This window comes from Micromonospora sp. KC606 (genome assembly GCF_004348675.1).
Taxonomy (GTDB): domain Bacteria; phylum Actinomycetota; class Actinomycetes; order Mycobacteriales; family Micromonosporaceae; genus Micromonospora.
The window spans coordinates 14,685-40,960 of the sequence record NZ_SMKN01000031.1 but is presented as its reverse complement, the minus strand read 5'-3'; the positions used below and the strand labels follow the sequence as shown (position 1 = coordinate 40,960).

The following is a 26,276-nucleotide window of genomic DNA, read 5'->3' as shown; positions in this document are numbered from 1 at the left end:
GCGGTAGGCGCTGTCCGAAATGTCGCCGCCAGCCTCATAATCAACGAAATGCGGGGCCGGCCGGGGGTGGAGGCAGGCCGGGCCGTGGGCGGTGTCAGGAACGGCGGGCGGACTCGACCGTGAAGGGGGTGCCCTGCTGGCAGGTGGTCAGCAGGTCGGGCTGGGGCTTGCCGGTGACGGTGACCTTCGCTCCCGGAGTCAGCACGTCACGCGGGCCCCCGAGGAGCTGGAACCCGTCGAGCATCAGGCAGCCCGGCTCCACGCCGGCGGTCACCGTGCCGGAGACCTCCACCGCGCCCACGCCCGGTGGCAGCCTCGGCCCGGACGGCTTGATCGGCGACCGGACCGTGGGGGACACGGTGGGTGGCGGGGCTGGGGCGGACGCCGTCGGCGGCGCGGTGCTCGACTCGGCCGGGTCAGGGGCGGGCGCACTGGTCACCGGGGATCCTTCCGAAGGGCTGGGGGTGCCCGCGCCGCCGCAGGCGGTCAGCGCCGCACCGACGACCAGCGCGACGAGAGCCATCCGAGGAGTCTTCATGCCCGATGGGACGCGCCCGGGCCGCGATCCGTTCCGGCCGATCAGCCGCGGGCCGCCGCCGCCTTCATGTCCCGCTTGAGCTCCTGCGGCAGTGAGAAGGTCAGTCGCTCGTTGGCGGTGACCACCTCGTCGACGTCGGTGAAGCCCCGCGCCGCGAGGTGCGCCAGCACCTCCTGCACCAGTTCGTCCGGCACGCTGGCGCCGGAGGTCAGGCCCACCGTGGCGGCTCCGACCAGCCAGGCGTCGTCGATCTCGTGGGCGAAGTCGACCAGATGCCCGGTGCGGGCGCCGGCGTCCAGGGCCACCTCGACCAGGCGTACCGAGTTGGAGGAGTTGCGCGAGCCCACCACGATCACCACGTCACACTCGGGGGCGATTTCCTTGACCACGTGCTGCCGGTTGGAGGTGGCGTAGCAGATGTCGTCGCTGGGCGGCGACTGCAGCAGCGGCAGCCGGGACTTGAGGCGGGCCACCGTCTCCATCGTCTCGTCCACCGACAGGGTGGTCTGGGACAGCCAAACGACCTTGTTCGGATCACGCACAGTGATCTTGTCCACACCGTCGGGGCCGTCGACCAGCTGGATGTGCGCGGGGGCCTCCCCGGCGGTGCCGATGACCTCCTCGTGCCCCTCGTGGCCGATGAGCAGGATGTCGTAGTCCTCTGCGGCGAACCGCTTGGCCTCCTGGTGCACCTTGGTCACCAACGGGCAGGTCGCGTCGATCGCCTTCAGCGAGCGTTCCCGGGCCTGCTCGTAGACCTCGGGGGCCACCCCGTGGGCGGAGAAGATGACGGTTGCGCCCTCGGGCACCTCCTCGTTCTCCTCCACGAAGACCGCACCCTTGGCCTCCAGGGTTCGCACCACGTGCTTGTTGTGCACGATCTGCTTGCGCACGTAGATCGGGGCGCCGTAGAGCTTCAGCGCCTCCTCGACGGTCTGCACCGCCCGGTCCACACCCGCGCAGTAGCCGCGGGGCTTGGCCAGGAGCACGCGCTTGCCGGTCCGGGGAGTCGTCTCAGCCTGAGTCACCCGACCATCGTACGTGCCGCCCCCACCGCCGGCAGGGGCCGCAATCCGTACCACAGCCGGGGCACGGGCCTGGCAGAATGGGCGGACCGGCAGCGCGGGGCCCCGGGAAGCACGGAGGACCCCAGCCATGTGATCCCGGACGCGAGATCGAGCTCATTGCCTGGGCCGGCGCCGACCTGGCCGAGGTGCACGACGCGCAGCGGGAGGCGGCTGCCCCCAGTGTCACCACCGGCGACCCTCCTCCGTCTTCGGGCGGTCGACCCGATGGTGATCGAGGTGTTCCCCTGGCTGGTTGGGCGCGGGCGAAGAGTCACACATGGTAACGAGCCGCAGCGAGCCGAGCGCGCGTTAGCTGCGGCATGTCCGGGTGTTGGCGGCCGTGAAGAACCCGACGGTGCGTGATGCGCCCCGGCCCGCTTGTTTGCGCCGCACGTCTAAATTGGAGGCTCGACCTCAACCGCGGGGGTTCTCATGCCACCACAACAGTTGTCCCGTCGCAACCTCCTACGCGCCACCGCGGCCGGTGGCTTCGTCACCGCCGCTCCCGCGCCGCAACGACCCAACCGGGTTCCGTCGGCCGTCCGGGAGCTCGAAGAGAAGATCCAGGCCGGGATGGAGAGGTACGGCATCGCCGGCGTCGGCCTCGGCCTCTGGTATCGCGGAAAGGAATACGTCCGCGGCTTCGGCGTCACCCGCACCGACGCTCCCGAGGACGTCGACGGCGACACGGTCTTCCGCGTCGCCTCGACCACCAAGACCTTCACCGGTGCGGCCATCATGCGTCTCGTCGAGCAGGGCAAAATCGATCTTGATCGTACGGTCCGGAGCTACCTTCCCGGCTTCCGTACCGCCGATGCTGCGGCGTCGTCGCGGGTGACCGTCCGGCAGACGCTCAACCACACGACCGGCTGGCTCGGCGACTTCTTCCTGGACACCGGCGACGACGCCGGGGCGCTCGCCCGCTACGTCGCCGCGATGGACCGCCTCCCGCAACTCACCCCGCCCGGCCGGGTGTTCGCCTACAACAACGCCGCGCTGTCCCTGGCCGGGCGGTTGATCGAGGTGGTGACGCGGCGCTCGTACGAGGAAGAGGTGCGGCGAGGCCTGCTCGATCCGCTCCGCCTGACCCGATCGGGGTTCTTCCTGGACGAGATCCCCGGCGCCCGGGTCGCGCAGCCGCACGTCTACGACCCGGCCACCGGCGGCATCGTGGTCTCGCCGGAGTCCTGGTGGGTTCCGCGCTCGCTCCACCCGGCCGGCGCGCTCATCTCCAGCGCACGCGACCAGATCCGGTGGGCCCGATTCCACCTGGGCGACGGCGGTCGCGTGCTGAGCGGCCGCTCGATCCGCGCGATGCGGTCCCGTCCCGGCCCCGGCGGCACCCTGTTCGTCGAGCTGGACGGCGCCGGCGTCACCTGGATGCTGCGGCCGACCGCCGAGGGACCCACGGTGGTGCAGCACGGGGGCGACTGGGCCGGGCAGCACAGCGGCTTCCTGATGGTGCCCGCCCGCGACTTCGCCATCACGGTGCTCACCAACTCCGACGCCGGGACCGCGTTGCTCGACGACCTGTTCGTCGACGATTGGGCGCTGCGCCGCTTCGCCGGGGTCAGCAACATCCCCGCGCCCCCGCTCACGCTCACCGACGCCCAGCTCGCGCCGTATTTGGGCCGCTACTCCGGTCAGCAGATCGGCATCGACGGCGCCGTTTACACGCTGGAATTCGAATTCGTCGCCGACAACGGCCGGCTGGTGCTGATGTTCGACGGCCAGGCGGTGGACGGGTTCGCGTTCTACCGCAAGGACCACGTGGTCGACCTGCCCCTGAGAGGCGGCACCGAGGAGGGCATACGCGCGAACTTCGTCCGCGGCCCGGACGGGACGGTCCAGTGGTTCCGTTTCGGTGGCCGACTCTTCCGCCGCGGCGCGCCTCACGCCGCCCGTGGCGGACGGCGGGCCACCACCTTCAACCCGCGGTCGCTCCTGTCCTAGCCGGGCTACCTCGTACGCACCGCCAACGAAGGGCCGTCGTGCCTGTCCGAGAGGGTGTCCCAGGCAAGACTGGAAGACTTACTCGGTGCTGACCGCGCCCTTCCCCGACATAAGCGAATGCCCTGTCATCGGCTACGTTCGGAGAACCCCGGCCACCTCGATCAGCGTGGGCGCCGCCGTCGCGGCAGACGAGGCCGATCCCCGGGTGCTCACCGCCCGGCCCGGTGAGCGGCACGCCCTGTCGGGCCTGGGTCAGGTCGTCGGGGCCTGACCGTAGGGTGGGCGGGTGACCGACGCCCCCCGCAGCACCCCGGAGGAGCCCTGGCCGGTCCGGGTGGTCAGCCAGAAGGTTGGCGCCTGGATCGCCCGGCTCGGCTGGGTCTGGGTGGACGGGCAGGTCGCGCAGATCAGCCGGCGCCCCGGCGCCAGCACGGTGTTCCTCACCCTGCGCGACCCGTCCGCCGACCTGAGCCTGACCGTCACCACCAACCGGGACGTCCTCGACTCCGGCGCACCGGAGCTGCGCGAGGGGGCCCGGGTGGTGCTGCACGCCAAGCCCGAGTTCTACGCGGCCCGGGGTACGTTAAGCCTGCGCGCCGACGAGATCCGCCAGGTGGGGCTCGGTGAGCTGCTGGCCCGGCTGGAGAAGCTCAAGAAGCTGCTCGCCGCCGAGGGGCTCTTCGACCGGGCCCGCAAGCGCCGGCCGCCGTTCCTGCCCCAGCGGGTCGGGCTGATCACCGGCCGGGCCTCGGCCGCCGAGCGGGACGTTCTCACCAACGCCCGGCGACGCTGGCCGGCGGTCGAGTTCCGCACGGTCAACGTGGCGGTGCAGGGGCCGGGCGCGGTGCCGCAGATCGTCGACGCGTTGCGGGTGCTCGACGCCGACCCCACCATCGACGTGATCGTCCTGGCCCGGGGCGGCGGCAGCATCGAGGACCTGCTGCCCTTCTCCGACGAGGCGCTCTGCCGCGCGGTCTTCGCCTGCCGTACCCCGGTGGTCAGCGCGATCGGTCACGAGACGGACGCGCCGCTGGTCGACCACGTCGCCGACGTCCGCGCGTCCACGCCGACCGACGCGGCGAAGCGGATCGTCCCCGACCTCACCGAGGAGGTACGCCTCATCGGCCAGGCCCGCTCGCGGCTGGAGCGCGCGGTGCGCAATCTGGTCGACCGGGAACAGCACCGCCTCGACCTGCTGCGGTCCCGTCCGGTGCTGGCCCGCCCGCAGGTGATGGTCGACCAGCGGGCCGGCGAGGTCGCCGCGATGCGCGACCGGGCGGGCCGCTGCCTTGACCACCGCGTCGGCGCCGCTGCCGAAGATCTGCGGCACACCCTGGCCCGGCTGCGTGCCCTCTCCCCCGCCGCCACGCTCGACCGGGGATACGCGATCGTGCAGCGCGCCGACGGCCACGTGGTGCGTGCGGCGGGCGACGTGGACAACGGCGATCCATTACGGGTACGCCTCGCCGAGGGCGAGCTGGGCGTGACCGTCGAGGCGATGAGGAAGTCGTGATGGGCGAAGCGAAGAACGACGAGCGGCTCAGCTACGAGCAGGCCCGCGCCGAGTTGGCGCAGGTGGTGGAGAAGTTGGAGGCCGGCGGCACGTCGTTGGAGGAGTCCCTGGCGCTCTGGGAGCGCGGCGAACGGCTGGTTGCGACCTGCCAGCGCTGGCTGGACGGTGCGCGGGCCCGGATCGACGCCGCGCGCCAGGCGGCTGAGTCCTGACGCCCGGGTTTCCCGACCGGCCCGAGCGGGCGCTCGATCGACTCCGTTCGACGCGAACGGCGGTGTCCCTGGACGCGGACACCGCCAGTCGCGGCGCATGGAGCCATGCCGTACGGGGCCGCCCGGAATCGGCGGATGCTGACGCCGGTCAGTTGAACAGTTTGTAGAACTCCGGCGGCGCCTCGACCACCTGGCCGGCCGGCGGCTTCTGGGCGGCCGTGGCGTTGCCGTAGTCGGCGTACGTGATCTTGATGTCCTGCGCGGCGTTCTGGCCGGCGGCCGGGATCCGGACGACCAGCTCGCTGAGCCGGCCCTGCGGGTCCAGCTTCGCGGTGAACGGCACCGACTTCGCCTGCTGCCCGAGCGCGGTGATCACCGACGGGTCGAGTGCGCCGGCCTCGGCCGCCTTCGACACGTCCAGCGTGCCGGCGTAACTGCCCTCGCCGGTCTGCCGGACCTCGGTGATCCCCCGGGTCAGCACCTCGCTGCCGGCCGGGTCGATGGCCTCGAAGTCGAAGCCCAGCGCCCGGTTGCCCTTGATCCGGGTCTGGTCGAGGTGCTGGTACTTGCCCAGGTTGAGCTGCTGCGCCCCGGGAACGCTACTGGCGGAGGTCCCGCCGAGTTCCAGCTTCACCCAACTGTCCGGCTTGGCGTGGATCAGGTCCAGCTTCATCATCAGGTCCGAAGACGCGTCGCCGATCATGACGTGCATCTCGGCGCTCTGGCTGGGCTCGTGCACCTGCCCCTCCGCCGTGGAGCCGGCACCGGCCATGGTGAACCGGAAGTTCCCGGTGCGGATCGCGTTGGTCGAGTCCAGCAGAGCCTGCTTGGCGTCGCCGTCGACAACACCGGTGGCCCCGGGTGAGGCGCTGCCGGAGGTGGTGGGGGACGCGGAGACCCCCGCCTCGCCGGTCCCGGTGCTGGTGCAGGCGGTGAGGCCGGGCGTGAGGAGCGTCGCGGCGAAGACCGCCGCGCTGAAGCGCCGAATGGTCACGGAAACCTCTCATCGATCGTCCGGCCCGCGCGAGCGCCGGAGGCGTGGCGGCGGGCCCTGCTCCTGCTCCGCCGCACGAGCCCGTCGGCCGAGAGTACGCGCCGACGAGGTCGCGTACCTCCTGTTCCCGGATGCCGCCTTCGGCAATCCCGCCCGAAGACGGGGGCGTGATCCCGCCACCGGCCACCCCGCGGCGGGTCCGCGGGCAGCAACGGTTCCAGCAGCTTCCACTCCTCATCGGTCAACTCATGCCGTCGCGACACGCCGATCTACCTACCGAACGCCAGACCGATGATCCAGGAGACACGCCCTAGCGGAGGGAGCCGGCGAGCTGACGTAGCTCGCCCTCACGGGCGTCGCCGACGACGAGCACCGTGCGATCCGGTTCGAGCAGCACCAGTGCCTGGTCGTTACCCCGGCCGGTGTACCGCTGCCAGTTGCGCCCACCCAGATCGGTGAGGCCCTGGGGTTGCCCCTGGGCGGTCAGCTCGTGGGGGAGCAGCTTCTCCGGCGGGACGTTGCTCTGCACGAGCTGCACGCCCCGCCCCTCCGGGGTGAGGTAGCCGACGCGCAGGTTCGCGCCGCCGTCGACGGTGCGGTAGCTGGCGCTGACCGTAAGCCAGCCGGAACTCAGCCCGGCGGGTTCGCTGACCGGGAAGGCATCGGCCGACCGGGCCGACTCGTAGGCGGGGTCGGGGTCGACGACGACGGGCTGCTCGCCGCCGAGGAAGCCGCGGTAGAAGGCGAGCAGCAGGGCGATCGGGACGAGCAGCACCAGCAGCGACAGCGCCATGTCCTTCGGCGAGCGCTCGGAGCGGGTCTTCTCCTTCCCGGCGAGCGGCGTTGCCGGCGGCTGTCCCTCCGGCGGGGTCTGGGCGGCGGGTACGCGGTCGGCAGGCTGTGCGGGTTCCACCGGTCCATTCTCGCAGCCCCACGGGCGAGGAGATCCGGCCCACCTTCGCCCCGCTCCGGGTCCGGAGCTGGCATCGTGTGAGGATCAGCGACAAAGCCGGCAGCGGCGACGCCGCACCCTGCCGGTCCACCCCGCAACGTCGCGAGGAGGAAGCCACATGTCGAACACCAGGACGCGGATCCCCCAGGATCTCGACCGCAACCTTGCCCTCGACCTGGTCCGGGTCACCGAGGCCGCGGCGATGGCCGCCGGCCGCTGGGTCGGCCGGGGCGACAAGGAGGGCGGCGACGGAGCAGCCGTCGACGCGATGCGCAAGCTGATCAACTCGATCCCGATGCGCGGGGTGGTGGTGATCGGGGAGGGCGAGAAGGACAACGCGCCGATGCTCTTCAACGGTGAAGAGGTGGGCGACGGCACCGGTCCCGAGGTGGACGTTGCGGTGGACCCGATCGACGGCACCACCCTGATGAGCAAGGGCATGCCGAACGCGCTCGCGGTGCTGGCGGTGGCCGAGCGGGGCGCGATGTTCGACCCGAGCGCCGTCTTCTACATGGAGAAGCTGGCCGTCGGCCCGATGTACGCCGACGCGGTCGACATCAACGCCGGGGTCGCGGAGAACATCCGCCGAATCGCCAAGGTCAAGGGCACCGACGTCTCCGAGGTCACGGTCTGCGTGCTGGACCGTCCCCGCCACGACGACCTGGTGGGGCAGATCCGGCGGACGGGGGCGGGCATCCGGTTCATCTCCGACGGCGACATCGCCGGCGCCATCACCGCAGCCCGGGGCGAATCCGGCGTCGACGTACTGATGGGCATCGGCGGGACCCCGGAGGGGATTACGGCGGCCTGTGCCCTCAAGTGCATGGGCGGGGTCATGCAGGCCAAGCTCTGGCCGCGCGACGCCGAGGAGCGGGAGAAGGCCCTGGCCGCCGGTCACGACCTGGACCGGGTGCTCACCACGGACGACCTGGTCACCGGGGACAACTGCTTCTTCGTGGCCACCGGCGTCACCTCGGGCGACCTGCTGCGCGGGGTGCGGTACCGGGCGGGCGGGGCGTACACGCAGTCGATCGTCATGCGCTCCAAGAGCGGCACGATCCGGGTGATCGACTCGTACCACCGCCTGGAGAAGTTGGCCCTCTACTCGGCGGTCGACTTCGACGGGCGTCCGCTGGCCGAACAGGAGTGAGCGCGACCGGGACGGCCGCCCCGCCGACCGTCCCGGCGTCCCGTCGGATCGCCGGCGTCGGGCTGGCGACCGCGGCGGGAGTCGCCGTGGCGGCCCAGTCCCGGATCAACGGCGAACTGGGGGTACGCCTGGCCGACGGGATCGCCGCGGCGGCGGTCTCCTTCGGGCTGGGTCTGCTGGTGCTGTTGGTGCTGGTCCCCGCCATCCCGGTCGGACGGCGGGGCCTGCGTGAGCTGCACGCGGCGCTGCGCGTGGGGACGCTGCGCCCGTGGCAGTGCCTGGGCGGGGTGTGCGGGGCGTTCCTGGTGGCCACCCAGGGGCTCACCGTCGGCGCCCTGGGGGTGGCGGTGTTCACCGTGGCGGTGGTGGCTGGCCAGTCGGCGAGCAGTCTCGCGGTGGATCGGGCCGGAGTGGGCCCGTCTGGCAGCCAGCGGATCACCCCGGCGAGGCTGGCCGGCGCGGTGCTGACGGTGGTGGCCGTCCTGCTGGCGGCGGGTGACCGACTCGGGGACCCGGGGGCGCTGGCGTCGGCCGCGCTGCCGCTGCTGGCCGGGGTGGGCATCGCCTGGCAGCAGGCGGTCAACGGCCGGGTCCGGGACGCCTCGGGCAGCGCCCTGACCGCCACGCTGGTCAACTTCTCGGTCGGCACGGTGGCCCTGCTCGCCACCTTCGCGGTGGACGTGGCCGTCCGTAGCCAACCCACCGGGGTCCTCCCGGGCGAGCCCTGGCTGTACCTGGGTGGACCGATCGGCATCGTCTTCATCGCCGTCGCGGCGGCCGTCGTCCGGTTCACCGGGGTGCTGTTGTTCGGGCTGGCCACCATCGCGGGGGCAGATCATCGGAGCCGTCCTGCTGGATTTGTTCCTGCCGACCGCGGCCTCGCACCCGGGGCCGGCGACCCTGGCCGGCGCGGCGCTGACCATGGTCGCGGTGCTGGTCGCGGCGCTCGGGCCGCCGCCGCGCCGTTGACGCCGTCCGGCTCAGCGGCACAGCGCCTCCACCGTCTCCTTCAGCGACCGGTCCAGCGGGGTCGGCTCGACGCCGAGGGTGGCGGTCGCCGCGGTCGAGTCCATCAGGAACGGCCGGGTGAACTGGTGGGCGGTCTCCCGCAGCTCACGGGCGAAGGGGTTGACCACGCCGCCGGCCCAGAGCACCGGGTAGGGCATCCGGGTCAGCTTCGGCGCGGGCGCGCCGACCAGCACGGCCGCCCGCACGGCCAACTCCCGCATCGGGACGGCGGGCGGGCTGGGCACGTGCCAGGGGCGTCCCCACGCCCGCACGTCGGTGGCGGCGGCGACCAGGGTGCGGGCGACATCGGCGATGTAGGTCCAGGTGTGCGGGGCGTCCCAGTCGACCGGCAGGAACACCCGCTGCCCGGCGAGCACCCGGGGCAGCACCAGCATCGGCAGGCTGGTGCCGTCGGCGCCCAGGTAGTCGGAGCCGCGTACCTCGGTGACCCGGACCCTGCCGGCCCGGTGGGCGGCGAGGGCGTCGGTCCACATCTGGTTGCGGACCCGCCCTTTGCTGCCGGTGGCGCGCAGCGGGGTCTGCTCGGTCATCGCGGCGTCGACCGGGCCGTAGCCGTAGAGGTTGCCCACGGTGGCGAGGACCGCGCCGGCCCGCTCGGCGGCGGTGAGCAGCGCGCCGGCCAGTGGCGGCCAGTCGGTCGTCCAACGGTGGTACGCGGGGTTGGCGCAGTTGTAGAGGGCCACCGCGCCCTCGGTGAGCGCCGTGAGCCGGGCGGGGTCGGCGGCGTCGGCGGCGACCCGCTCGACGGCCGGGTGCTCGGGGCCGGTGCCGCGCCGGGTGACGATCCGGACCCGCTCGCCCCGCTCGGCGAGGAGTCGGGCGGTGGCGGTACCGACCGGGCCGGCTCCGACGATCACGTGCAGCGACATGGGAACACCTTTCGAAGCAGGGGCAACGATCGAGAGCGCTGCTCTCGTTGTTGTGCTCCCAGCCTGACCACCCGTCGACAGTTCGTCAAGAGCACTGCTCTTTTTTTTGAATAGCGCTCCGGCACGTGGCAGAGTGGATGGCGTGTCCGCTCCCTCCATCCGCGCCCGGGTCCGTGCCGAGATGATCGACGAGATCAAGGCGGTGGCCCGGCGGCACCTGGCCACCGACGGCGCCAACCTCTCGCTGCGCGCGGTCGCGCGGGACATGGGCATGGTCTCCTCGGCGATCTACCGCTACTTCCCCAGTCGCGACGACCTGCTCACCGTGCTGATCCTCGAGGCGTACGAAGCCCTCGGCGACGCGGTGGAGACGGCTGACGCCACAGCCGACCGGCACGACCTGCGCGGTCGATGGCACGCCGTCTGCCGCGCCGCCCGCGACTGGGCACTCGCCCACTCCGCCGAGTACACGCTGCTCTACGGCAGCCCGGTCCCCGGGTACGCCGCCCCCGACGACACCGTCCTGCCGGCCCAGCGCCCCCCACTGACCCTGGTCGGCATCCTCCGCGACGGGCTGGCCGACGGCCACCTCGCCGCACCTGACGACGAGCTGCCCGAGCAGGTCCGCGACGACCTGGCCGAGATCGCCGCCGCCCTGTCCCCGGGCCTGCCCGAGCCGTTGCTGGCAAGGGGCATGGCCAGCTGGACGCACCTGTTCGGGCTGATCAGTTTCGAGCTGTTCGGCCGGCTCGATCGCGCCATCCCGCACCGCGACGCGTACTTCGACCACCAGACCGGCCTGATGGCCGACCTCGTCGGCCTGCCCCGCTGATCGCCGCGGCCCGACAACCCGGCGGCTGCCCTGGTCAGCCGGCGTCGGAGGAGTGGCCGGGAAAGAGGTGCGCGGCGGGGTCGATGACGACCGCCGCGTTGTTGACGGCGGTCGCCGCCTCGCCGAATCCGGTGGCGATCAGCCGCACCTTGCCCGGGTACTCGGTGATGTCCCCGGCGGCGAACACCCGGGGCAGGTTGGTGGCCATCGCGCTGTCCACCACGATGTGCCGGCGGTCCAGGCGCAGCCCCCACTCGGCGAGCGGCCCCAGGTCGGCGGTGAAGCCGAGCGCCGCGACCACCGTGTCGACAGGCAGGGTCTCGGCGGCGCCGCCGCGAACGGAGATCTCGGCGGCGGTCACCGCGACGTCGCCGTGCAGCCGGGTCACCTCGGCGTTGACGATCACCCGTACCGGTGACGCCAGCACCCGGGCGACCGTGCCGGCGTGCGCCCGGAACCGCTCGCGACGGTGCACCAGCGTCACCGATCGGGCCACCGGCTGCAGGGTCGCCGCCCAGTCGAAGGCCGAGTCACCGCCGCCGACGATCAGCACGTCCCGGTCGGCCAACGCGGCCGGCTCCGGTACGAAGTAGACGACCCCGGCGCCGACGAAGCCCTCCGCCACCGGCAGCGGACGCGGGCTGAAGCTGCCCAGCCCGCCGGTGACCAGCACCGCCCCGCAGCGCAGCTGATCACCGCCGGCCAGGCCGAGCACCGGCCGCCCGTCGGCGTACCACAGCTTCTCGGCGCGGCAGCCGAGCAGGTAGTCCGGGTGGTAGGGGGCGGACTGGGCGACGAGGTTCGCCACCAGGTCCCGCCCCTTGACGGCGGGGAAACCGGCGACGTCGTGGATGAGCTTCTCCGGGTACATCGCGGTGATCTGCCCGCCCGGTTCGGGCAGCGCGTCGACCACCGCCACCGACAGCCCGCGGAACCCGGCGTAGTACGCCGCGAACAGGCCCGCCGGACCGGCTCCGATCACCGCGACATCGACCTCGCGCATGGGTACCGTCGCTTTCCGCTCGGCGGATCAACGCGTGCTGGTGCCGACGGTAGGCCGGTCACCCCGGCCGGGCAAGCATCGCCGCCGCGCCGGGCCGGCGAATCGCGGGTCAGGACAGGGTGAGGGTCGACTCGGGTCGGTACGGGTCGTACGGCTCGGGCCTGCGGCGCCGGAACAGGATCGCCGCGACGACCCCGCCGAGCAGCCCGAAGAGGTGCCCCTGCCAGGAGATGCGCTCGTCGGTGGGAAGGATGCCGAGCAACTGCCAGCCGTAGAGCAGGCCGACCAGCAGCACCACGGCGAAGTTCCACCAGCTCCGCTCGACGATGCCCCGGGTGAGCAGGATGCCGAGGTAGCCGAAGATGACCCCGCTGGCGCCCACCACCACCGAGTGGGGCGCGCCGGTGAACCAGACCCCGAGCCCGCTGACCAGGATGATGATCAGGGTGGACCAGAGGAAGCGTCGGGTGCCGGCGGCGAGCACGAAGGTGCCGAGCAGGATCAGCGGGATGCTGTTGCTGTAGAGGTGGTCGAAGCCGTGGTGCAGGAACGGCGAGAAGAAGACCCCGTCGAGCCCCTGGATGCGCAGCGGGATGATCCCGGCTGCCACGTCGAGACCGAGGGCGAGCCCCTGGTCGAGCGCCTCGATGAGGAAGAGGAAGGGCACCACCGCGCACATGGCGACGAAGGCGCGGCCGAGCGACGCGTAGAACGCCTCGGTGCCGAACCGGTGCGGGTCGCCGCCCGTCGGGTGCAGGGTCACCCGTCAAGAGCTATCAGCAATCCCGGCCGACCGCCACCCGGGAGCCCCGGGGACACGACGACGGCGGGGTGGGTGGTCGGGCACCCGCCCCGCCGTCGGCACGCCGTGCGGTCCGCGGTTCTCAGTACCAGCCGGAGCGCTGGCTCTTGGCCCAGGCCCCGCACGGGTTGTCGTACCGGCCCTCGATGTAGCCGAGGCCCCACTTGATCTGGGTGGCGGGGTTGGTCCGCCAGTCGTCGGCGACCGAGCCCATCTTGCTGCCGGGCAGCGCCTGCGGGATGCCGTACGCCCCGGAGGACGGGTTGGCGGCCTTGTGGTTCCAGCCGCTCTCCTTGGTCCAGAGCTTGTCCAGGCAGGGCATCTGATCGATCTTGAAGCCTTCGTCGAGCAGCAGCGCGCAGCCGATCTTCCTGTTGCCGCCGTACTCGTTGCAGGAGGCCGGGATCGGGCCGGTGTACGGCTTGGTCTCGGCCTCCTTGGTTGCCTTCTCGGCCGCCTCGCGGGCCTTCTTGCGAGAGGCGGCGGCGGCTTCGGCCTTCCGGGCCCGCTCGGCCGCCGCCTTGGCCGCCTCGGCGGCGCGCAGCTTCGCCTGGTACTCGACGTTTCGCTGCTTGGCGGACTGGGTCCGGTGCTGGGCCTGCCGCTCCCGCTGGTAGCCGTACTCGGCCTCGTCGACCACGAGGCTGACCTGCGCGGTCAGGCCCTGTTGCTGGACTTCCCGGTCTTCTCCCAGGTAGAAGCCGCCGGCGACGCCCACGGAGAGCAGCGCGACAGCAGCCGTCCGGGCGCCGAACCGGCTCCACAGCCGACTCACGAGGTGTCCCTTCGTCGGGGGCAAGGACGCGGCACAGGCCGGCCGTCACCGGGCGCGGTCGTGCCGCGAGCGCCCCGACCGCAGCGGGTCGCAACCGACGCACCGACCGTCGCCGGGCCCGTCCACCGGTGGGACGAACGATGCTCGGCTATCTCGTCGGGGCGTGGGCGCTCGCAGGACACCATCGCGCACAGTGAGGCTGATGGGAAACCACTAGACCGTTTTGTGATTTGGGCCACAAAGTGAATGCGGACAGGAGGGGACGAAAAACCAGTCAGTGTGGGATGTCCTCCAACAAATCCGTCACCATTGCCGCAATCGGCGACCGCTCGGACCGGCTCAGCGTGACGTGCGCGAAGAGCGGATGACCCTTCAACGTCTCGATCACCGCCGTCACTCCGTCGTGCCGCCCCACCCGGAGGTTGTCCCGCTGGGCGACGTCGTGGGTGAGCACCACGCGGGAGCCCTGGCCGATCCGGGACAGTACGGTGAGCAGCACACCCCGCTCCAGCGACTGCGCCTCGTCGACGATGACGAAGGCGTCGTGCAGGCTGCGACCGCGGATGTGGGTCAGCGGCAGCACCTCCAGGATGCCCCGGGAGGTGACCTCCTCCAGCACGTTCTCGTGCACCACCGCGCCCAGGGTGTCGAAGACCGCCTGGGCCCACGGCGACATCTTCTCCGCCTCCGATCCGGGCAGGTAGCCCAGTTCCTGGCCGCCGACGGCGTACAGCGGGCGGAAGACGACCACCTTCTTGTGCCGGCGGCGTTCCATCACCGCCTCCAGCCCGGCGCAGAGCGCCAACGCGGACTTGCCGGTGCCGGCCCGCCCGCCCATCGAGACGATCCCGATCGACTCGTCCAGCAGCAGGTCCAGGGCGATCCGCTGCTCGGCCGAGCGGCCGTGCACGCCGAACGCCTCCCGGTCACCGCGGACCAGCCGGACGGTCTTGTCCGGCAGCACCCGGCCCAGGGCCGAGCCACGGGCCGAGTGCAGCACCAGGCCGGTGTGGCAGGGCAGGCCAGCCGCGGCGTCCACGTCGAGGGCCTCCCCCGCGTACAGCCGGCCGATCTCGTCCTCGCCCAACTCCAGTTCGGCCATCCCGGTCCAGGTCGGGTCACTGGCCTGGCCGTGCCGGTACTCGTCGGCCTTCAGGCCGACCGAGGCGGCCTTCACCCGCAGCGGCATGTCCTTGCTGACCAGGGTGACGTCCCGCCCCTCGGCGGCGAGGTTCAGCGCCACGGAGAGGATCCGCGCGTCGTTGGACTCGTTCCGGAACCCCGGTGGCAGGACCCCGTCGTCCGAGTGGTTCAACTCCACCCGCAGGGTGCCGCCGTAGTCGTTCGCGGGCACCGGATGGTCCAGCCGCCCGTGCCGTACCCGCAACTCGTCCAGCATGCGCAGCGACTGCCGGGCGAACCAGCCCAGCTCCGGGTGGTGGCGCTTGCCCTCCAGTTCGGTGATGACCACGAGGGGAAGCACCACCTCGTGCTCGGCGAACCGGTGGAAGGCCGCCGGGTCGGACAGGAGCACCGAGGTGTCCAGTACGAAGGCCTGGCCGGCTGGTCGGGGCTCCTCGGGGCCGGCCGGAGCGGCGGCCGTGGTGCGGCGGCTCCGGGTGGCTCGGCGGGTCGTGGCAGTCGCGGCCGGGCTCTGGTCGGCACCTGCGGTCGTGCGGCGATTGGTCACAGGCCTGCTCCGACGGATGCGCACCCGCCATCCGCGTTCCGCCTCCTCCGGCGCCCGGGGACACGGGGTCGGATGCGGAACCCCGTGCGCGAGGTCGCAGTTCCGGGCGGCCGGCTGGCCCGGGAGAACCCCGCGCCATGCCTAGACGCTAGCCGCGTCCGGCCCCCTCGGCTAGGGGTCACGTGGATCTCCCCCGTCCGGAAGAGCGCGGAGCGGGGCGGACCGGCCGGGATGCATGCCCCCTGCGCGCATCCCGGCCGGTGGGGCCACGTCACCGGTCTGACGTGGCCCCGACGGTGCGTGTCCGCCGCGGACGACGCACCGCGTCAGATGGCGGCGATCAGCCCTGTCGCCGCACCAGGGTCCCGGTCGGGTGCTGGCCGGTGACCGGCGCGCCCGGGGCGGTGAACGAGGAGCCGGTGTACGTGGTGCCCTGCCGGGCGGCCGGAGCGGGGACCGTGCCGGTGGGGCCGGGGCCGCCGCCCGCCGGCCCACCGCTCACCGGCCGGCCCGGGCTCACCGACGTCGCCGGCACCCCGCCGACCGGAACGGCCAGCGCCGAGGCGATGGCGGCCTGCGCTTCGCGCCGGCGCCGGTTCCACGCGCCCCGGTCACCGTCGAAGTAGCCCTGCCGGTAGCCGAAGCGGTAGCCGATCCGGTAGCTGAGCTGCCCGTGCAGCCGGCCGGCCGCGTAGCTCGTGGCGCCGAGGACCAGCACGAGGAAGACCGCGAGCAGAGGACTCATCCGGCGTCCCCGGCACGCCACCCCTGCCCGGTCACCGGTCCTCCGGCTCGATGGCGGTCGGATCGGCGACCAGGAGCCGGTCCAGGTCGTCGGTGCCGATCTCCTCGACTAGTTCGACGCTGATCCGGCAGCCGTCCATGACCACCTCGGCGACCGACGAACGCCGGATCTCGCCACCGGCGTCGTAGACCCGGACGCTCAGCTCGGGGCAGCCGAGGTGGGTACGCCAGGCGTTCCACTCGGCCCGATCCCCGACACTCAGTGACAGGTAACGGCATCCCCGGGCGAGGTAGAGGCGCCAGGGCGCGCTCAGCCCCGCGGCCACCCCCTCCGCGACCAGCCCGAAGGCCTGGGCGCGGGTCACGACTTCGGTCACCACGCCCTCCCCGTACCGGGGGCGTGACGCATGTGAGCACCGATCGTCTCATGCACGTGACACACCGTAGATTGTCCCATGGACGTGACAGTATCAGCTTTTCGTCCGGTTTCCCCCGCCCCCAAAGCCACCTATTCTGCCCCGGTGACACCCCTCAAGAGCAGCTCCGGATCGTTTGCTGACGCCCCGGAGGCATCGTCCCGCATGCGTTACACACGGGTGCCCGCCCCCCGCCGTGGGAGCGTTCCCGCGTACGGTCGGAACGTGAACGAGACCGCCCCTGCCCGGAAGATCGCCTTCGCCACGTTCGTCCGCCGGGCCCTCGACGACGCCCGCGCCATGCGCGCCTGGACCGGCACCGAGGTCTCCCGCCGCACCGGCGTCTCCCGCCAGACCATCAACCGCTGGGTCCGCGGCGACTGGGCCAGCGACCCGGAGGTCGACCGGGTGGTGGCCTTCTGCGAAGGGCTCGGGCTCAACCCGGCGACCGCCTTCGCGGCACTGGGCTGGGACCGGGCCGCCGCCACCCGCGGTGTCGCCGGCCCGCCCCCGATGGACCCGGACGTGGAGGCCCTGCTGCGTCGCCTGGTCGACCCGGATGTGTCCGACGCGGAGAAGTTCCACATCCGGGAGACCATCCGTTACCTCGCATACCGCCCGACTCTGCCGGTCGATGACCGAAAACGAGAGGAACGGACCGGGTAGTTCCTCAGATGGCGAAAGAACGACGGGCGGAACCTGATCGTTCCGCCACGAACGCGGAGAAGGCACGCTAGCGTCCCTATTCGTACTGCTTGGGCTCGTCGTCGGCGGGGGACGGGACAAGGCCGAACCCAGCCCTGCGGGACAGAAGGAGGGGTCTGTCCATGACCCTGAAGTGGTGGGCGGTCGTGGTCGCGACGGTGTCGGTGACATCGTGTGTGACCGCCAACATGGTGATCAGCGCGGTCGAGGGCGAGCAGCTTCCTCTGGTCGTCAATGTCTTCGCGGCGACCACCGCCGGCACGGCGGTGGTCCTGGCCGTGCTCGCCGAGTTGCACGAGCGGCTCAACGACCGGGTCAGCGCCCTGACCGAGTTCCTGGTGGCGCGACTCAACGAGATCGAGGCACACACCGGCGACCGGAACACCGGCTTCGTCGAGGGCTACCTGCTCAGCAACAGCCAGGACGCGGCGGTGGTGCCGTTCGGGCGACGGGGCCGGGGAGCCGCCGAACGCTGACCCCCCGTTGTGCCGCGAACGCCCATCCCGGCGGTGTCAAGGTGTCATCTCACAGCCACGAATGACCCGCCCACGCCGGGGTACGCTGTCGCGCGTGCCGCCGTTGAATCTGGGCAACCAGCCGCCGAGGACCCCGTTGGACGCCGAGCACGCGTGGCGTGCCACTGCCGCACGGGTGTCCGACATCGTGCTCTTCTTCGACTTCGACGGCACCCTCGCGCCGGTGGACGACGACCCCACCGCCGTGCAGCCCGCGCCGAAGGTGCTCGCCGCGCTGGAGGCGCTGGCCCCCGTGGTGCAGCGGGTGGCGATCGTCTCGGCACGCCCGGTGGACTTCCTCCGCGACCACCTGGGGGGCCTGGCCGGCATCGACCTCTACGGTTTGTACGGCCTGGAGCACAGCCACTCCGGGGGCCCCACGGTGACCGAGCCCGCCGCCCTGCCCTGGGTGCCGACCATGGCCGAGCTGGCCGACCTGGCCCGCGCCGAACTGCCCGCCGGCACGCTGGTGGAGTACAAGCGGCTGAGCGTCGCGTTGCACTGGCGCACCGCGCCGGGGCTGGGCCCGCAGGTCGAGCGGTGGGGTCGGGCGCAGGCCGAACAGCTCGGCCTGAAGGTGCAGGCCGGCCGGATGGTGCTGGAGCTGAAGCCGCCGGTGGACCGGGACAAGGGCCTGGTCATCGGCGAGGTGGTCCGCACCGCGGGCGGCGCCTGGTACTTCGGCGACGACGTCTCCGACATCAAGGCGTTCGCGGCGTTGCGTGCCCGGGCCGCCGGTGATCCCGACTTCCTCGGCGTCTGCGTGGCGGTGGCGAACCCGGAGACCGGTCAGGAGGTGGCCGAGGCCGCCGACCTCACCATCGACTCCCCCGCCGCCCTCGGCGACTTCCTCACCCGAGCCCTCCACCACCTCACCTGACCCACCTACCCCACCCGGTCCGGTGATCACGCAGTTGGCGGCAGCCCGGGTGGATCCAGGCCGCCGGCAACTTCATGATCGACCAGCGGGGAGGCGCCAGCACGGCGGCGCGGGGGTCAGATCCCGAAGCGGCGCTGCCGGGTGGCGTACGAACGCAGGGCGCGCAGGAAGTCGACGCGGCGGAAGTCCGGCCAGTTGAGCTCACAGAAGTAGAACTCCGAGTGGGCCGACTGCCACATCATGAAGCCCGACACGCGCTGCTCACCGCTGGTCCGGATGATCAGATCCGGGTCCGGCAGACCCCTGGTGTACAGGTGCTCCGAGATGTGGTCGACATCCAGCGAGCCGGCCAGCTCCTCGATGGTGCCGCCCTTCGCCGCGTGCTCCAGCAGCAGCGAGCGCACCGCGTCGGCGATCTCGCGCCGCCCGCCGTAACCGACGGCGATGTTGACCTGCGCGCCGCCGGCGCGTTCCCGGGTGCGCTCCTCGGCGGCCTTGAGAGCATGGGCATGCTGCGCCGGCAGCACGTCCAGCGCCCCGACCATCCGCAGCCGCCAGGGGTTGCCCTCCTCGGCCAGCTCGGTGGTCAGATCCTCGATGATCTGCAACAGCGGGTCCAGCTCCTCCGCCGGACGGGAGAGATTGTCGGTGGAGAGCAGCCACAGCGTCACGTGACCCACGCCCGCGGCGTCGCACCAACGCAGCAGCTCCTTGATCCGCTCGGCGCCCATCCGGTGCCCGTCGTTCGGGTCGACGAGCCCCATCTCCCGCGCCCACCTGCGGTTGCCGTCGCACATCACCCCGACGTGCCGGGGCACCGGCCGGCCTGCGAGCTTCGCCGTCAGCCGGCGCTCGTAGACGGAGTAGAGAAGTTTCCGCAGAGTCATCACCTTGCAGGGTAGCGACCCGGTCCGACGATGGTGAGCTGGGTGGTTAACTCCGGGCCAAGAGACCGGCACCGATCATCGCGAGGGTCCGCGCGTCCAGCCGGCCGTCGCCGAGGCCCAGCTCGACGACCGTCGCGTAGACCCGGTCGTCGCGACGGGCCCCCCGGACGGCGGCGTCGACGATCCGGCGGTGCCGGGCCAGCCAGGCCGCCACCGAGCTGTGGCGCAGGTGGGTACCGAGTCGCCGGCGCAACACGGCGGCGTACCGGTCGGCGGCCCGGCCGGGCGAGCCCGCAGCCGCCGCGCCCGCCAGCGCGCCGGAGAGCAGGGCGTAGAAGATCCCTTCGCCGGTGAACGGATTGATCAACGAGAGTGCGTCTCCGGCCAGCACCGCCCGGCCCCGGCCGGGCGCCGGCCGGTGCGTCGACAGCGGCAGGTGGTGCGCCCGCAGGTCGGTGACCGTCGCCGGGTCGGTGGCCGGCAGCAGCGCGGCGAGCCGGTCGAGCAGGTACGCGCGGCTGAGCGGCTCGCCGCGCAGCACCTCCCCGTACCCGACGTTCGCACGTCCGTCACCGATCGGGAAGGACCAGGCGTACGCCGGCCAGCGCGCGGCCGAGGTGATGATGAGTTGCTCGGGCGGGCCGGGCAGCGCCGGGGCGTACCCCCGGATGGCCAGCGCCAGGTGCCGGTCCGGGTTGACCGGGTGGCCGAGCGCCCGACGGACCACCGAGCCGGCCCCGTCGGCGCCGACGAGTGCCCGGGCGGCGAGAACGCCGTCCAGCACCACCCGGTCACCGCGCAGCTCGACCCGGCGGACCGTGTGCCGGCGCAGCACCGCCCCGGCCCGCACCGCCGCCGCCACCAATCGGGCGTCCAACACCGTCCGGGGCACCGTGTACGCGGGCCGGGGCAGCGCCCTGGCGACCTCTTCCCCGCACGGTCCAACCAGGCGCAACGCCGGCAGCGGAGGGTACCCGGCCACCGCGTCGGCCACCCCCAGCTCGGCGAGGACGTCCAGCGCGTGCGCGGCGACGCCGTCCCCGCAGGCCTTGTCGCGGGGGAAGTCGGCCCGGTCCAGCAACAGCACCCGGGCCCGGGCGCGGCGGGCGGCCAGGGCCGCCGCCGAGCCGGCCGGCCCCGCCCCCACCACGATCACGTCGAACTCGTCGTCCACTCCGCGTCCCTCCCCGGGTTCGCCGCCGTCCCACCCACCGCGCACGCCAGGCCGAGTCTCATCCTGCCCCGCAGGACCACCGACCGGCACGGGCCAGGTACCGCGCCGATCCGGAACTCGCCAGCGCCGCCCCCTCTCGCAGCAACCCGCCCAACTTGCGGCAAACCGTGGCCCGGACACCACGCCATTCTTCACATGCGGCAAACCGTGGCCATCCCGCGACTGGAAAGCACCACTTGCCGCAAACTGAGGGCCGGCGGCCGGCGGCCGGCGGGCGAGGCGAGGGCCGGCGGCCGGCGGGCGAGGCGAGGGCCGGCGGCCGGCGGGCGAGGCGAGGGCCGGCGGCCGGCGGGCGAGGCGAGGCGGGGTGCAGCGGGGGCGTGTTCAGGTGGGAAGCGAGGTGGTTTCGGCGCGGGCGGCGCGGCGCAGGCCGTACAGGGCCAGGACGGCGGCGGCGACCAGCGGGGCGCCGTCGCGGACCAACCCGTCGACGCCGAGCAGCCACCAGCACAGCGGCAGGTCGACGGCGAGCACGCCCAGGGTGATCGCCACCAGCAGCGTGCGGGCCCAGCGCCGGTCGCGCATCAGGAATGCGGTGCAGAAGAGCACCAGGTAGCTGACCGCGATGCCGGCGAGGAACCAGAGCAGCACCGCCGGGACGGCAGCGGGCCGGCCGTCCAGGACGGCGCCGCCGGCGACCAGTGCTGGCACCAGCATCAGCGGGCTGTACGTGAAGGCGGCGACCCGGCTGGTGAGCAGCCAACCGGTGACCGGGGGCCGTTTCGGCGCGATCTCCCGCCAGGAGATCGTCCCGCCGGTGAGGACCAGGCCCCTTCGGTGCCGGACCAGGTGCTCGGCGACCGCGTCCGAGCGGTGGAGCAGCCAGACCAAGGCCGCGCAGAGCGCGGCGAGCAGGGCGAAGCCGAGCAGGCCGGGCAGCGGTGGCACCCCCTCGCGGGGCACCACCAGCCGGCCGACCGCGAAGACGGTGGTGACGGCCAGGATCAGCCCGAGCGGTTTCGCCACGGCACGACCGCGGTTGACGTGCCCGATCAGCACCAGGAATCCCACCGAGCGCAGCATCGCCCAACCGGTGCGTACGGCCAGCCCGAACTCCTGCTCCGGGGCGTACCACCAGTTGAGCAGCTCGACCACGACGGTGGCAGCGGCCGTGGCGGCGAGCAGCGTGGTGAGCGCCCGGACGGCGGACGGCCGCCGGACCTGCGGGGTCGCGGCGGCCGTCCTCATGGGATCCGATGGTGCCCGGTACGGGCAACCGGCACACCTACCGCCGGGGCTGCTCCGCGTCCAGCCGGGCCCGCAGCGCGTCCAGCTCGGCCCAGAGAACGCCCGGCAGCTTGTCGCCGAACTTCTCGAACCACTCGGTGACCAGCGGCAGTTCCTCGCGCCACTCGTCCGGGTCGACCTTGAGGGCGATCCGGACGTCCTCGGGGGTCATGTCCAGACCCTCGACGTCGAGCGCGTCCTGCGCCGGCACCATGCCGATCGGGGTCTCGACGGCCTCGGCCCGGCCCTCGATCCGCTCGATGATCCACTTGAGCACCCGGGAGTTCTCGCCGAAGCCGGGCCAGAGGAAGTCGCCCTCGGCGTCCTTGCGGAACCAGTTGACGTAGTAGATCTTTGGCAGCTTCGACTCGTCGCCGTCGACGCCCTTGCCCATCTCGATCCAGTGCCGGAAGTAGTCGCCGGCGTGGTAGCCGATGAACGGCAGCATCGCCATCGGGTCGCGACGGACCACGCCGACCGCGCCGGAGGCGGCGGCGGTGGTCTCCGAGGAGAGCGTGGCGCCCAGGTAGACGCCGTGCACCCAGTCGCGGGCCTCGGTGACCAGTGGGATGGTGTCCCGGCGGCGGCCACCGAACAGGATCGCGTCGATGGGCACGCCGTTCGGGTCGAAGTAGTCGTCGGCCAGAATCGGGCACTGCGTGATCGGAGTGCAGAACCGGCTGTTCGCGTGCGAGGAGAGGCTTTCGCTCTCCGGCGTCCAGTCGTTGCCCTTCCAGTCGGTCAGGTGCGCCGGCGGATCACCCATGCCCTCCCACCAGACGTCGCCGTCGTCGGTGAGGGCCACGTTGGTGAAGACCGAGTTGCCACGCTCCAGCGTCCGCATCGCGTTGCCGTTGGTCTTCCAGTCGGTGCCCGGCGCGACGCCGAAGAGACCGTACTCCGGGTTGATCGCGTAGAGGCGGCCGTCCGGACCGAACCGCATCCAGGCGATGTCGTCGCCGATGGTCTCGACCTTCCAGCCCGGGATGGTCGGCTCCAGCATGGCGAGGTTGGTCTTGCCGCAGGCGGACGGGAACGCGCCGGCGATGTGGTAGACCCCGCCCGCCGGCGAGGTGATCTTGAGGATCAGCATGTGCTCGGCGAGCCAGCCCTCGTCCCGGCCCATCACGCTGGCGATCCGCAGCGAGTAGCACTTCTTGCCCAACAGCGAGTTGCCGCCGTAGCCGGAGCCGAAGGACCAGATCTCCCGGGTCTCCGGGAAGTGCGAGATGTACTTCGTCTCGTTGCAGGGCCAGGCCACGTCCTGCCGGCCGGCAGCGAGCGGGGCGCCGATGGAGTGCAGCGCGTGCACGAAGTCGGCGTCGTCGCCCATCGCCTCCAGGACCGTCGTCCCCATCCGGGTCATGATGCGCATCGAGGCGACCACGTACGGGCTGTCGGTGATCTCGACGCCGAACATCGGTTTCTCGGCCTCGACCGGGCCCATGCAGAACGGAATGACGTACATGGTGCGCCCGCGCATGCAACCGCGGTACAACTGCTTCATCGTCCGTTTCATCTCCGCGGGCGCCAACCAGTTGTTGGTGGGGCCGGCGTCCGCCTCGTCGACGGAGCAGATGAAGGTGCGCTCCTCGACCCGGGCGACGTCCGTCGGGTCCGTCCGGGCGTAGAACGAGTTGGGCTTCTTCTCGGGGTTGAGCCGGATCAACGTCCCCTTGTCGACAAGCTCGTCGGTGAGGCGCCGCCACTCCTCATCGGACCCGTCAACCCACACCACCCGCTCGGGGGTGGTCAGTTCCGCGACTTCTCTGACCCAGGCGAGCAGCTTGGGGTGGGTCGTCGGGGCCTGATCGATACCCCGCACAACAGCCGGAGCAACCATGACACATCTCCTCGTGGTCGACGCTGACCGATCTATGGGATGCACGAGTCTCGGCGGACGCGGGCCGCGTCGCCTTCGTGGAAACCTGGGATTGCGCTCAGCGTAAACCGGGCGGGCCTTTCAGTCAGTGGGACTGGTTGTGAAGAACTGCACAAGGTTCGGCCCGGTTGCGGCATCGCGAGCTAATACCCGCTTCGGCGCGCAGTTTCACGCAAATCCTGCGGCCAACTGTCGTCACCCCCCAGAAGGACGACGACAGGGGAAGAAACCAGACATCCGGTGACGCCGCCGAAAATCGGACCCGCGGGGAATGAAGGGAACGCGAGGAGTGACAACACAGCCACCGTCCGCCACCGGGGTCGCCGCGGCGCGGCGCGCACCGCGCCCGCGTTCCCGGACGGCTCGCGGTTGCTCCGCGTCCGCGCAGCCCTCAACCGGTACGCTCGGCAGGTGGCCGTGACGACGACCGGAGACCAACCAGGGCCTCCGCAGACCCCCTCGGGTCTGGTCAGCACACTGCTGAACCGTTTCGGTCACCTCGTCCGCGAGCTGAGCAAGTTCGCCACCGTGGGCGGCATCGCGTTCCTCGTGGACTTCGCCCTCTTCAACTACCTGGCCATCGGTCGGGGCGTCCCGCCGGTCACCGCGAAGGCGATCTCGACCCTGGTGGCGGCGACCCTGGCCTTCCTGGGCAACCGGTTCTGGACGTGGCGCCACCGGCTGCGCTCCCATCCGGCCCGCGAGTACGCGCTCTTCTTCTTCTTCAACGCGGTGGGTCTCGGCATCGCGGTGGCCTGCCTGGCGATCAGCCGATACGGCCTGGGCAGCATCTGGCCCGGGGTGTTCCAGACCGCCGTGGCGGACAACATCGCCAGCTTCGTCGTCGGCACCGGCCTCGGGACGCTGTTCCGGTTCTGGTCGTATCGACGGTTCGTCTTCGTGGAAGCGGGAATCCCCCCGGTTCCGGAGGCGGTGGACGACCCACCGTCGAGGGCGTGACCTACCGCCCATCCCGTCCGGCCGGGATCCGCCGGCTCCCGACCACTGCCCTAAGGTGTTCCGCATGCGTCTTGTCCGTCTGCTGCCCGAGCGCTGGCAGAAGTTCATCAACGAGGCGCTCAAATTCGGCATCGTCGGAGGCGTCAACACCGTCATCAATTACGCGGTGTTCAATGCCCTGGCACTCACGGTTTTCGTCAATGGCCAACTGAAGGCGACGGTCGTCGCGACCATCGTGGCCACGATCAGCTCCTATCTGATGAATCGGCACTGGACGTACCGTGATCGCCCGAAAGCGGCGGTTCAGCGCGAATACGTCCTGTTTTTCCTCTTCAACGGCGCGGGTCTGCTGATCGAGCTGGGCGTCCTCGCCGTCGCCAAGTACGGCCTCGGTGTGCACGGCCTGCTCGCGCTCAACGTGGCGAAGACGTGCGGCGTCCTGCTGGCGACCTTGTTCCGCTTCTGGTCGTACCGGACCTTCGTCTTCCAGCCCGTCCCCGCGCACGCCGCGCAGACCTGGCACGGCCTGCCCCGCGACGAGTGGGACACGATGGCCGAGATGGACCCGGTCGCCGAACTGGCCGAGTCGGTCACCGAACTGGAGGAAGCCCAGCCACCCGACCGGCGGGAGCCGGCGACCGCCGCCGAGCCGATGTTCCCGCAACCGAAGGTCCGGCCGGCGGCGCTGGACGCCGGCCTCGGCGGCGCCGTGAGCGCCGACCTGGACGCCGAACTGGCTGCCGAGTTGCACGCCGGCACACGCCGCCCCCGCCGCTGACCCGCTCACCCGCCCGGAAGCTGCCCGGTTGGGTCAGGTGGTCGAGTTGCCCAGGGGATTGCCGTCGCGCACGTCGGTGAGGATCTCGCGCAGCTCGCCGTCGCCCAGCGAGTGCTTGTCATGGTGGGCCTCGACCAGCTCGTAGAGCCTGGTCTGGACCTTGCCGACCTGCGGCACGTCGAGCAGCACCGACTGGCCACGCTCACCCGCCGACTCGATGGTCAGGGTGCCGCAGCCCAGCAGTCGTTCGAGGAAGCGCTGGCTCATCGAGTGATCGTTGATCCGGGCCAACGGGAGGTCGCGCCGTTCCCGGGCGAGCACGCCGTGCTGGAGCAGCACCCGCTCGTCCGTGAAGAGATAGTGCGTGGTGCGCCAGACCAGGAACGGCCAGAGCGCCAACCACAGCACCAGCACCAGCGCCAGCCCGGCCAGCACGTAGAGCGCGATCGTCCCGCCGTCGCCCTCGGGTAGCAGGACCCAGGCCGTCACCAGCGCTGCGACGCCCAGCAGCAGCACCAGGACCGGGCGCACCAGCGCCTTCCAGTGCGGGTGCAGATGCAGGACGACGTGCTCGTCCTCGGTGAGCACGTCTTCGGGGAACGCCACGACAACCTCCTCGGCGGAACCGGACGCCTGACCCTAACCACTCCCCCGCCTCCCCGTATCACC

27 protein-coding genes and 1 pseudogene are annotated in these 26,276 nt (G+C 71.9%); 12 read left to right on the top strand and 16 right to left on the bottom strand.

All coding sequences use genetic code 11. The annotated features are described in order from the left end of the window. Positions 1-94 precede the first annotated feature (94 nt). Together E1193_RS10170 and E1193_RS10165 are read right to left on the bottom strand one after the other, a co-directional pair. The gene (locus E1193_RS10170) at positions 95-538 is read right to left on the bottom strand and encodes a hypothetical protein (protein ID WP_132182508.1); all 444 of its coding nucleotides are present in this window, start codon (positions 536-538) and stop codon (positions 95-97) included. Positions 539-579: 41 nt separating this feature from the next. Further along, positions 580-1,566 carry a 4-hydroxy-3-methylbut-2-enyl diphosphate reductase gene (locus tag E1193_RS10165; protein ID WP_132182506.1) on the bottom strand — a complete coding sequence of 329 codons (987 nt, stop codon included), beginning with the start codon at positions 1,564-1,566 and terminating at the stop codon, positions 580-582. Between the two features lie 471 nt (positions 1,567-2,037). Between E1193_RS10165 and E1193_RS10160 the strand changes: the two genes are divergently transcribed. The 4 genes from E1193_RS10160 (at position 2,038) to E1193_RS10145 (ending at position 5,283) form a co-directional block, all read left to right on the top strand. Continuing rightward, entirely contained in the window at positions 2,038-3,558 is a 1,521-nt protein-coding gene (locus tag E1193_RS10160; protein ID WP_132182504.1) for a serine hydrolase domain-containing protein, read from the top strand. An 85-nt stretch (positions 3,559-3,643) separates the two neighbouring features. Beyond that, on the top strand, positions 3,644-3,829 hold the full coding sequence (locus E1193_RS10155) for a hypothetical protein (RefSeq protein ID WP_132182502.1): 186 nt from the start codon (positions 3,644-3,646) through the stop codon (positions 3,827-3,829). A gap of 15 nt (positions 3,830-3,844) precedes the next feature. After that, a complete protein-coding gene (gene xseA / locus E1193_RS10150) occupies positions 3,845-5,071 on the top strand; it encodes an exodeoxyribonuclease VII large subunit (RefSeq protein WP_132182500.1) in 1,227 nt (408 codons plus the stop codon). Beyond that, the gene (locus E1193_RS10145; RefSeq protein ID WP_132182498.1) at positions 5,071-5,283 is read left to right on the top strand and encodes an exodeoxyribonuclease VII small subunit; all 213 of its coding nucleotides are present in this window, start codon (positions 5,071-5,073) and stop codon (positions 5,281-5,283) included. The genes xseA and E1193_RS10145 overlap by 1 nt, the downstream gene beginning before the upstream one ends. A gap of 148 nt (positions 5,284-5,431) precedes the next feature. On the opposite strand, the gene E1193_RS10140 is transcribed toward E1193_RS10145, so the two are convergent. Then, positions 5,432-6,277, bottom strand: coding sequence for a hypothetical protein (locus tag E1193_RS10140; RefSeq protein WP_132182496.1), 846 nt, complete (start codon positions 6,275-6,277; stop codon positions 5,432-5,434). Between the two features lie 310 nt (positions 6,278-6,587). After that, positions 6,588-7,190: a DUF4245 domain-containing protein gene (locus E1193_RS10135; protein ID WP_132182494.1), complete on the bottom strand. Its 603-nt coding sequence runs from the start codon at positions 7,188-7,190 to the stop codon at positions 6,588-6,590. Positions 7,191-7,347: 157 nt separating this feature from the next. Between E1193_RS10135 and glpX the strand changes: the two genes are divergently transcribed. Further along, the gene (gene glpX / locus E1193_RS10130; RefSeq protein ID WP_132182492.1) at positions 7,348-8,379 is read left to right on the top strand and encodes a class II fructose-bisphosphatase; all 1,032 of its coding nucleotides are present in this window, start codon (positions 7,348-7,350) and stop codon (positions 8,377-8,379) included. Further along, positions 8,376-9,348, top strand: a pseudogene (locus E1193_RS10125) (DMT family transporter). The gene glpX and the pseudogene E1193_RS10125 overlap by 4 nt, the downstream one beginning before the upstream one ends. An 11-nt stretch (positions 9,349-9,359) precedes the next feature. On the opposite strand, the gene E1193_RS10120 reads toward E1193_RS10125, so the two are convergent. Then, positions 9,360-10,277 (bottom strand): NAD-dependent epimerase/dehydratase family protein, encoded by a 918-nt coding sequence (locus tag E1193_RS10120; RefSeq protein WP_132182490.1) that lies wholly within the window; start codon positions 10,275-10,277, stop codon positions 9,360-9,362. 142 nt (positions 10,278-10,419) lie between these two features. On the opposite strand from E1193_RS10120, the gene E1193_RS10115 reads away from it, so the two are divergent. Continuing rightward, the gene (locus tag E1193_RS10115; protein ID WP_132182488.1) at positions 10,420-11,109 is read left to right on the top strand and encodes a TetR/AcrR family transcriptional regulator; all 690 of its coding nucleotides are present in this window, start codon (positions 10,420-10,422) and stop codon (positions 11,107-11,109) included. 34 nt (positions 11,110-11,143) lie between these two features. On the opposite strand, the gene E1193_RS10110 is transcribed toward E1193_RS10115, so the two are convergent. The 6 genes from E1193_RS10110 to E1193_RS10085 form a co-directional block, all read right to left on the bottom strand. Then, on the bottom strand, positions 11,144-12,112 hold the full coding sequence (locus E1193_RS10110) for an NAD(P)/FAD-dependent oxidoreductase (RefSeq protein WP_132182486.1): 969 nt from the start codon (positions 12,110-12,112) through the stop codon (positions 11,144-11,146). A gap of 109 nt (positions 12,113-12,221) precedes the next feature. Then, positions 12,222-12,875, bottom strand: coding sequence for a rhomboid family intramembrane serine protease (locus E1193_RS10105; protein ID WP_132182484.1), 654 nt, complete (start codon positions 12,873-12,875; stop codon positions 12,222-12,224). Between the two features lie 121 nt (positions 12,876-12,996). Beyond that, complete coding sequence (locus tag E1193_RS10100; protein WP_132182482.1) at positions 12,997-13,689, bottom strand: lytic transglycosylase domain-containing protein; 693 nt, start codon at positions 13,687-13,689, stop codon at positions 12,997-12,999. Between the two features lie 274 nt (positions 13,690-13,963). Beyond that, the gene (locus E1193_RS10095) at positions 13,964-15,379 is read right to left on the bottom strand and encodes a PhoH family protein (RefSeq protein WP_132182480.1); all 1,416 of its coding nucleotides are present in this window, start codon (positions 15,377-15,379) and stop codon (positions 13,964-13,966) included. Between the two features lie 340 nt (positions 15,380-15,719). Beyond that, entirely contained in the window at positions 15,720-16,124 is a 405-nt protein-coding gene (locus E1193_RS10090; RefSeq protein ID WP_132182478.1) for a hypothetical protein, read from the bottom strand. A gap of 31 nt (positions 16,125-16,155) precedes the next feature. Beyond that, positions 16,156-16,500 (bottom strand): hypothetical protein, encoded by a 345-nt coding sequence (locus tag E1193_RS10085; protein WP_132182476.1) that lies wholly within the window; start codon positions 16,498-16,500, stop codon positions 16,156-16,158. Positions 16,501-16,764: 264 nt separating this feature from the next. Here E1193_RS10085 and E1193_RS10080 point away from each other — a divergent pair, with 264 nt between their 5' ends. The 3 genes from E1193_RS10080 (at position 16,765) to otsB (ending at position 18,639) form a co-directional block, all read left to right on the top strand. Beyond that, on the top strand, positions 16,765-17,205 hold the full coding sequence (locus E1193_RS10080) for an XRE family transcriptional regulator (protein WP_132182474.1): 441 nt from the start codon (positions 16,765-16,767) through the stop codon (positions 17,203-17,205). A gap of 161 nt (positions 17,206-17,366) precedes the next feature. Next, entirely contained in the window at positions 17,367-17,720 is a 354-nt protein-coding gene (locus E1193_RS10075; RefSeq protein WP_132182472.1) for a hypothetical protein, read from the top strand. A 94-nt stretch (positions 17,721-17,814) separates the two neighbouring features. After that, complete coding sequence (gene otsB, locus E1193_RS10070; protein ID WP_132182470.1) at positions 17,815-18,639, top strand: trehalose-phosphatase; 825 nt, start codon at positions 17,815-17,817, stop codon at positions 18,637-18,639. 116 nt (positions 18,640-18,755) lie between these two features. Here otsB and E1193_RS10065 read toward each other — a convergent pair whose 3' ends face one another. From E1193_RS10065 to E1193_RS10050, 4 genes are all read right to left on the bottom strand, one after another. Continuing rightward, entirely contained in the window at positions 18,756-19,526 is a 771-nt protein-coding gene (locus E1193_RS10065) for an isoprenyl transferase (RefSeq protein ID WP_132182468.1), read from the bottom strand. A gap of 46 nt (positions 19,527-19,572) precedes the next feature. Further along, on the bottom strand, positions 19,573-20,700 hold the full coding sequence (locus E1193_RS10060) for a geranylgeranyl reductase family protein (protein WP_132182466.1): 1,128 nt from the start codon (positions 20,698-20,700) through the stop codon (positions 19,573-19,575). A gap of 384 nt (positions 20,701-21,084) precedes the next feature. Continuing rightward, positions 21,085-21,948: a hypothetical protein gene (locus E1193_RS10055; RefSeq protein WP_132182464.1), complete on the bottom strand. Its 864-nt coding sequence runs from the start codon at positions 21,946-21,948 to the stop codon at positions 21,085-21,087. 37 nt (positions 21,949-21,985) lie between these two features. Further along, positions 21,986-23,830 (bottom strand): phosphoenolpyruvate carboxykinase (GTP), encoded by a 1,845-nt coding sequence (locus tag E1193_RS10050; RefSeq protein ID WP_132182462.1) that lies wholly within the window; start codon positions 23,828-23,830, stop codon positions 21,986-21,988. Between the two features lie 450 nt (positions 23,831-24,280). Between E1193_RS10050 and E1193_RS10045 the strand changes: the two genes are divergently transcribed. Continuing rightward, on the top strand, positions 24,281-24,829 hold the full coding sequence (locus E1193_RS10045; protein WP_132182460.1) for a GtrA family protein: 549 nt from the start codon (positions 24,281-24,283) through the stop codon (positions 24,827-24,829). 64 nt (positions 24,830-24,893) lie between these two features. Continuing rightward, the gene (locus E1193_RS10040; RefSeq protein WP_132182458.1) at positions 24,894-25,607 is read left to right on the top strand and encodes a GtrA family protein; all 714 of its coding nucleotides are present in this window, start codon (positions 24,894-24,896) and stop codon (positions 25,605-25,607) included. A 33-nt stretch (positions 25,608-25,640) separates the two neighbouring features. Here the strand turns inward: E1193_RS10040 and E1193_RS10035 are convergent, their stop codons facing one another. Then, the gene (locus E1193_RS10035; RefSeq protein ID WP_132182456.1) at positions 25,641-26,213 is read right to left on the bottom strand and encodes a PH domain-containing protein; all 573 of its coding nucleotides are present in this window, start codon (positions 26,211-26,213) and stop codon (positions 25,641-25,643) included. Between the last annotated feature and the right edge of the window lie 63 nt (positions 26,214-26,276).

What these genes read in the sequence shown, in the direction of transcription:
- E1193_RS10170 (WP_132182508.1), bottom strand. Translation starts at nt 538, where the DNA reads ATGAAGACTCCTCGGATGGCTCTCGTCGCGCTGGTCGTCGGTGCGGCG.
- E1193_RS10160 (WP_132182504.1), top strand. Translation starts at nt 2,038, where the DNA reads ATGCCACCACAACAGTTGTCCCGTCGCAACCTCCTACGCGCCACCGCG.
- E1193_RS10145 (WP_132182498.1), top strand. Translation starts at nt 5,071, where the DNA reads ATGGGCGAAGCGAAGAACGACGAGCGGCTCAGCTACGAGCAGGCCCGC.
- glpX (WP_132182492.1), top strand. Translation starts at nt 7,348, where the DNA reads ATGTCGAACACCAGGACGCGGATCCCCCAGGATCTCGACCGCAACCTT.
- E1193_RS10120 (WP_132182490.1), bottom strand. Translation starts at nt 10,277, where the DNA reads ATGTCGCTGCACGTGATCGTCGGAGCCGGCCCGGTCGGTACCGCCACC.
- E1193_RS10110 (WP_132182486.1), bottom strand. Translation starts at nt 12,112, where the DNA reads ATGCGCGAGGTCGATGTCGCGGTGATCGGAGCCGGTCCGGCGGGCCTG.
- E1193_RS10090 (WP_132182478.1), bottom strand. Translation starts at nt 16,124, where the DNA reads ATGAGTCCTCTGCTCGCGGTCTTCCTCGTGCTGGTCCTCGGCGCCACG.
- E1193_RS10075 (WP_132182472.1), top strand. Translation starts at nt 17,367, where the DNA reads ATGACCCTGAAGTGGTGGGCGGTCGTGGTCGCGACGGTGTCGGTGACA.
- E1193_RS10065 (WP_132182468.1), bottom strand. Translation starts at nt 19,526, where the DNA reads ATGACTCTGCGGAAACTTCTCTACTCCGTCTACGAGCGCCGGCTGACG.
- E1193_RS10055 (WP_132182464.1), bottom strand. Translation starts at nt 21,948, where the DNA reads ATGAGGACGGCCGCCGCGACCCCGCAGGTCCGGCGGCCGTCCGCCGTC.
- E1193_RS10050 (WP_132182462.1), bottom strand. Translation starts at nt 23,830, where the DNA reads ATGGTTGCTCCGGCTGTTGTGCGGGGTATCGATCAGGCCCCGACGACC.
- E1193_RS10040 (WP_132182458.1), top strand. Translation starts at nt 24,894, where the DNA reads ATGCGTCTTGTCCGTCTGCTGCCCGAGCGCTGGCAGAAGTTCATCAAC.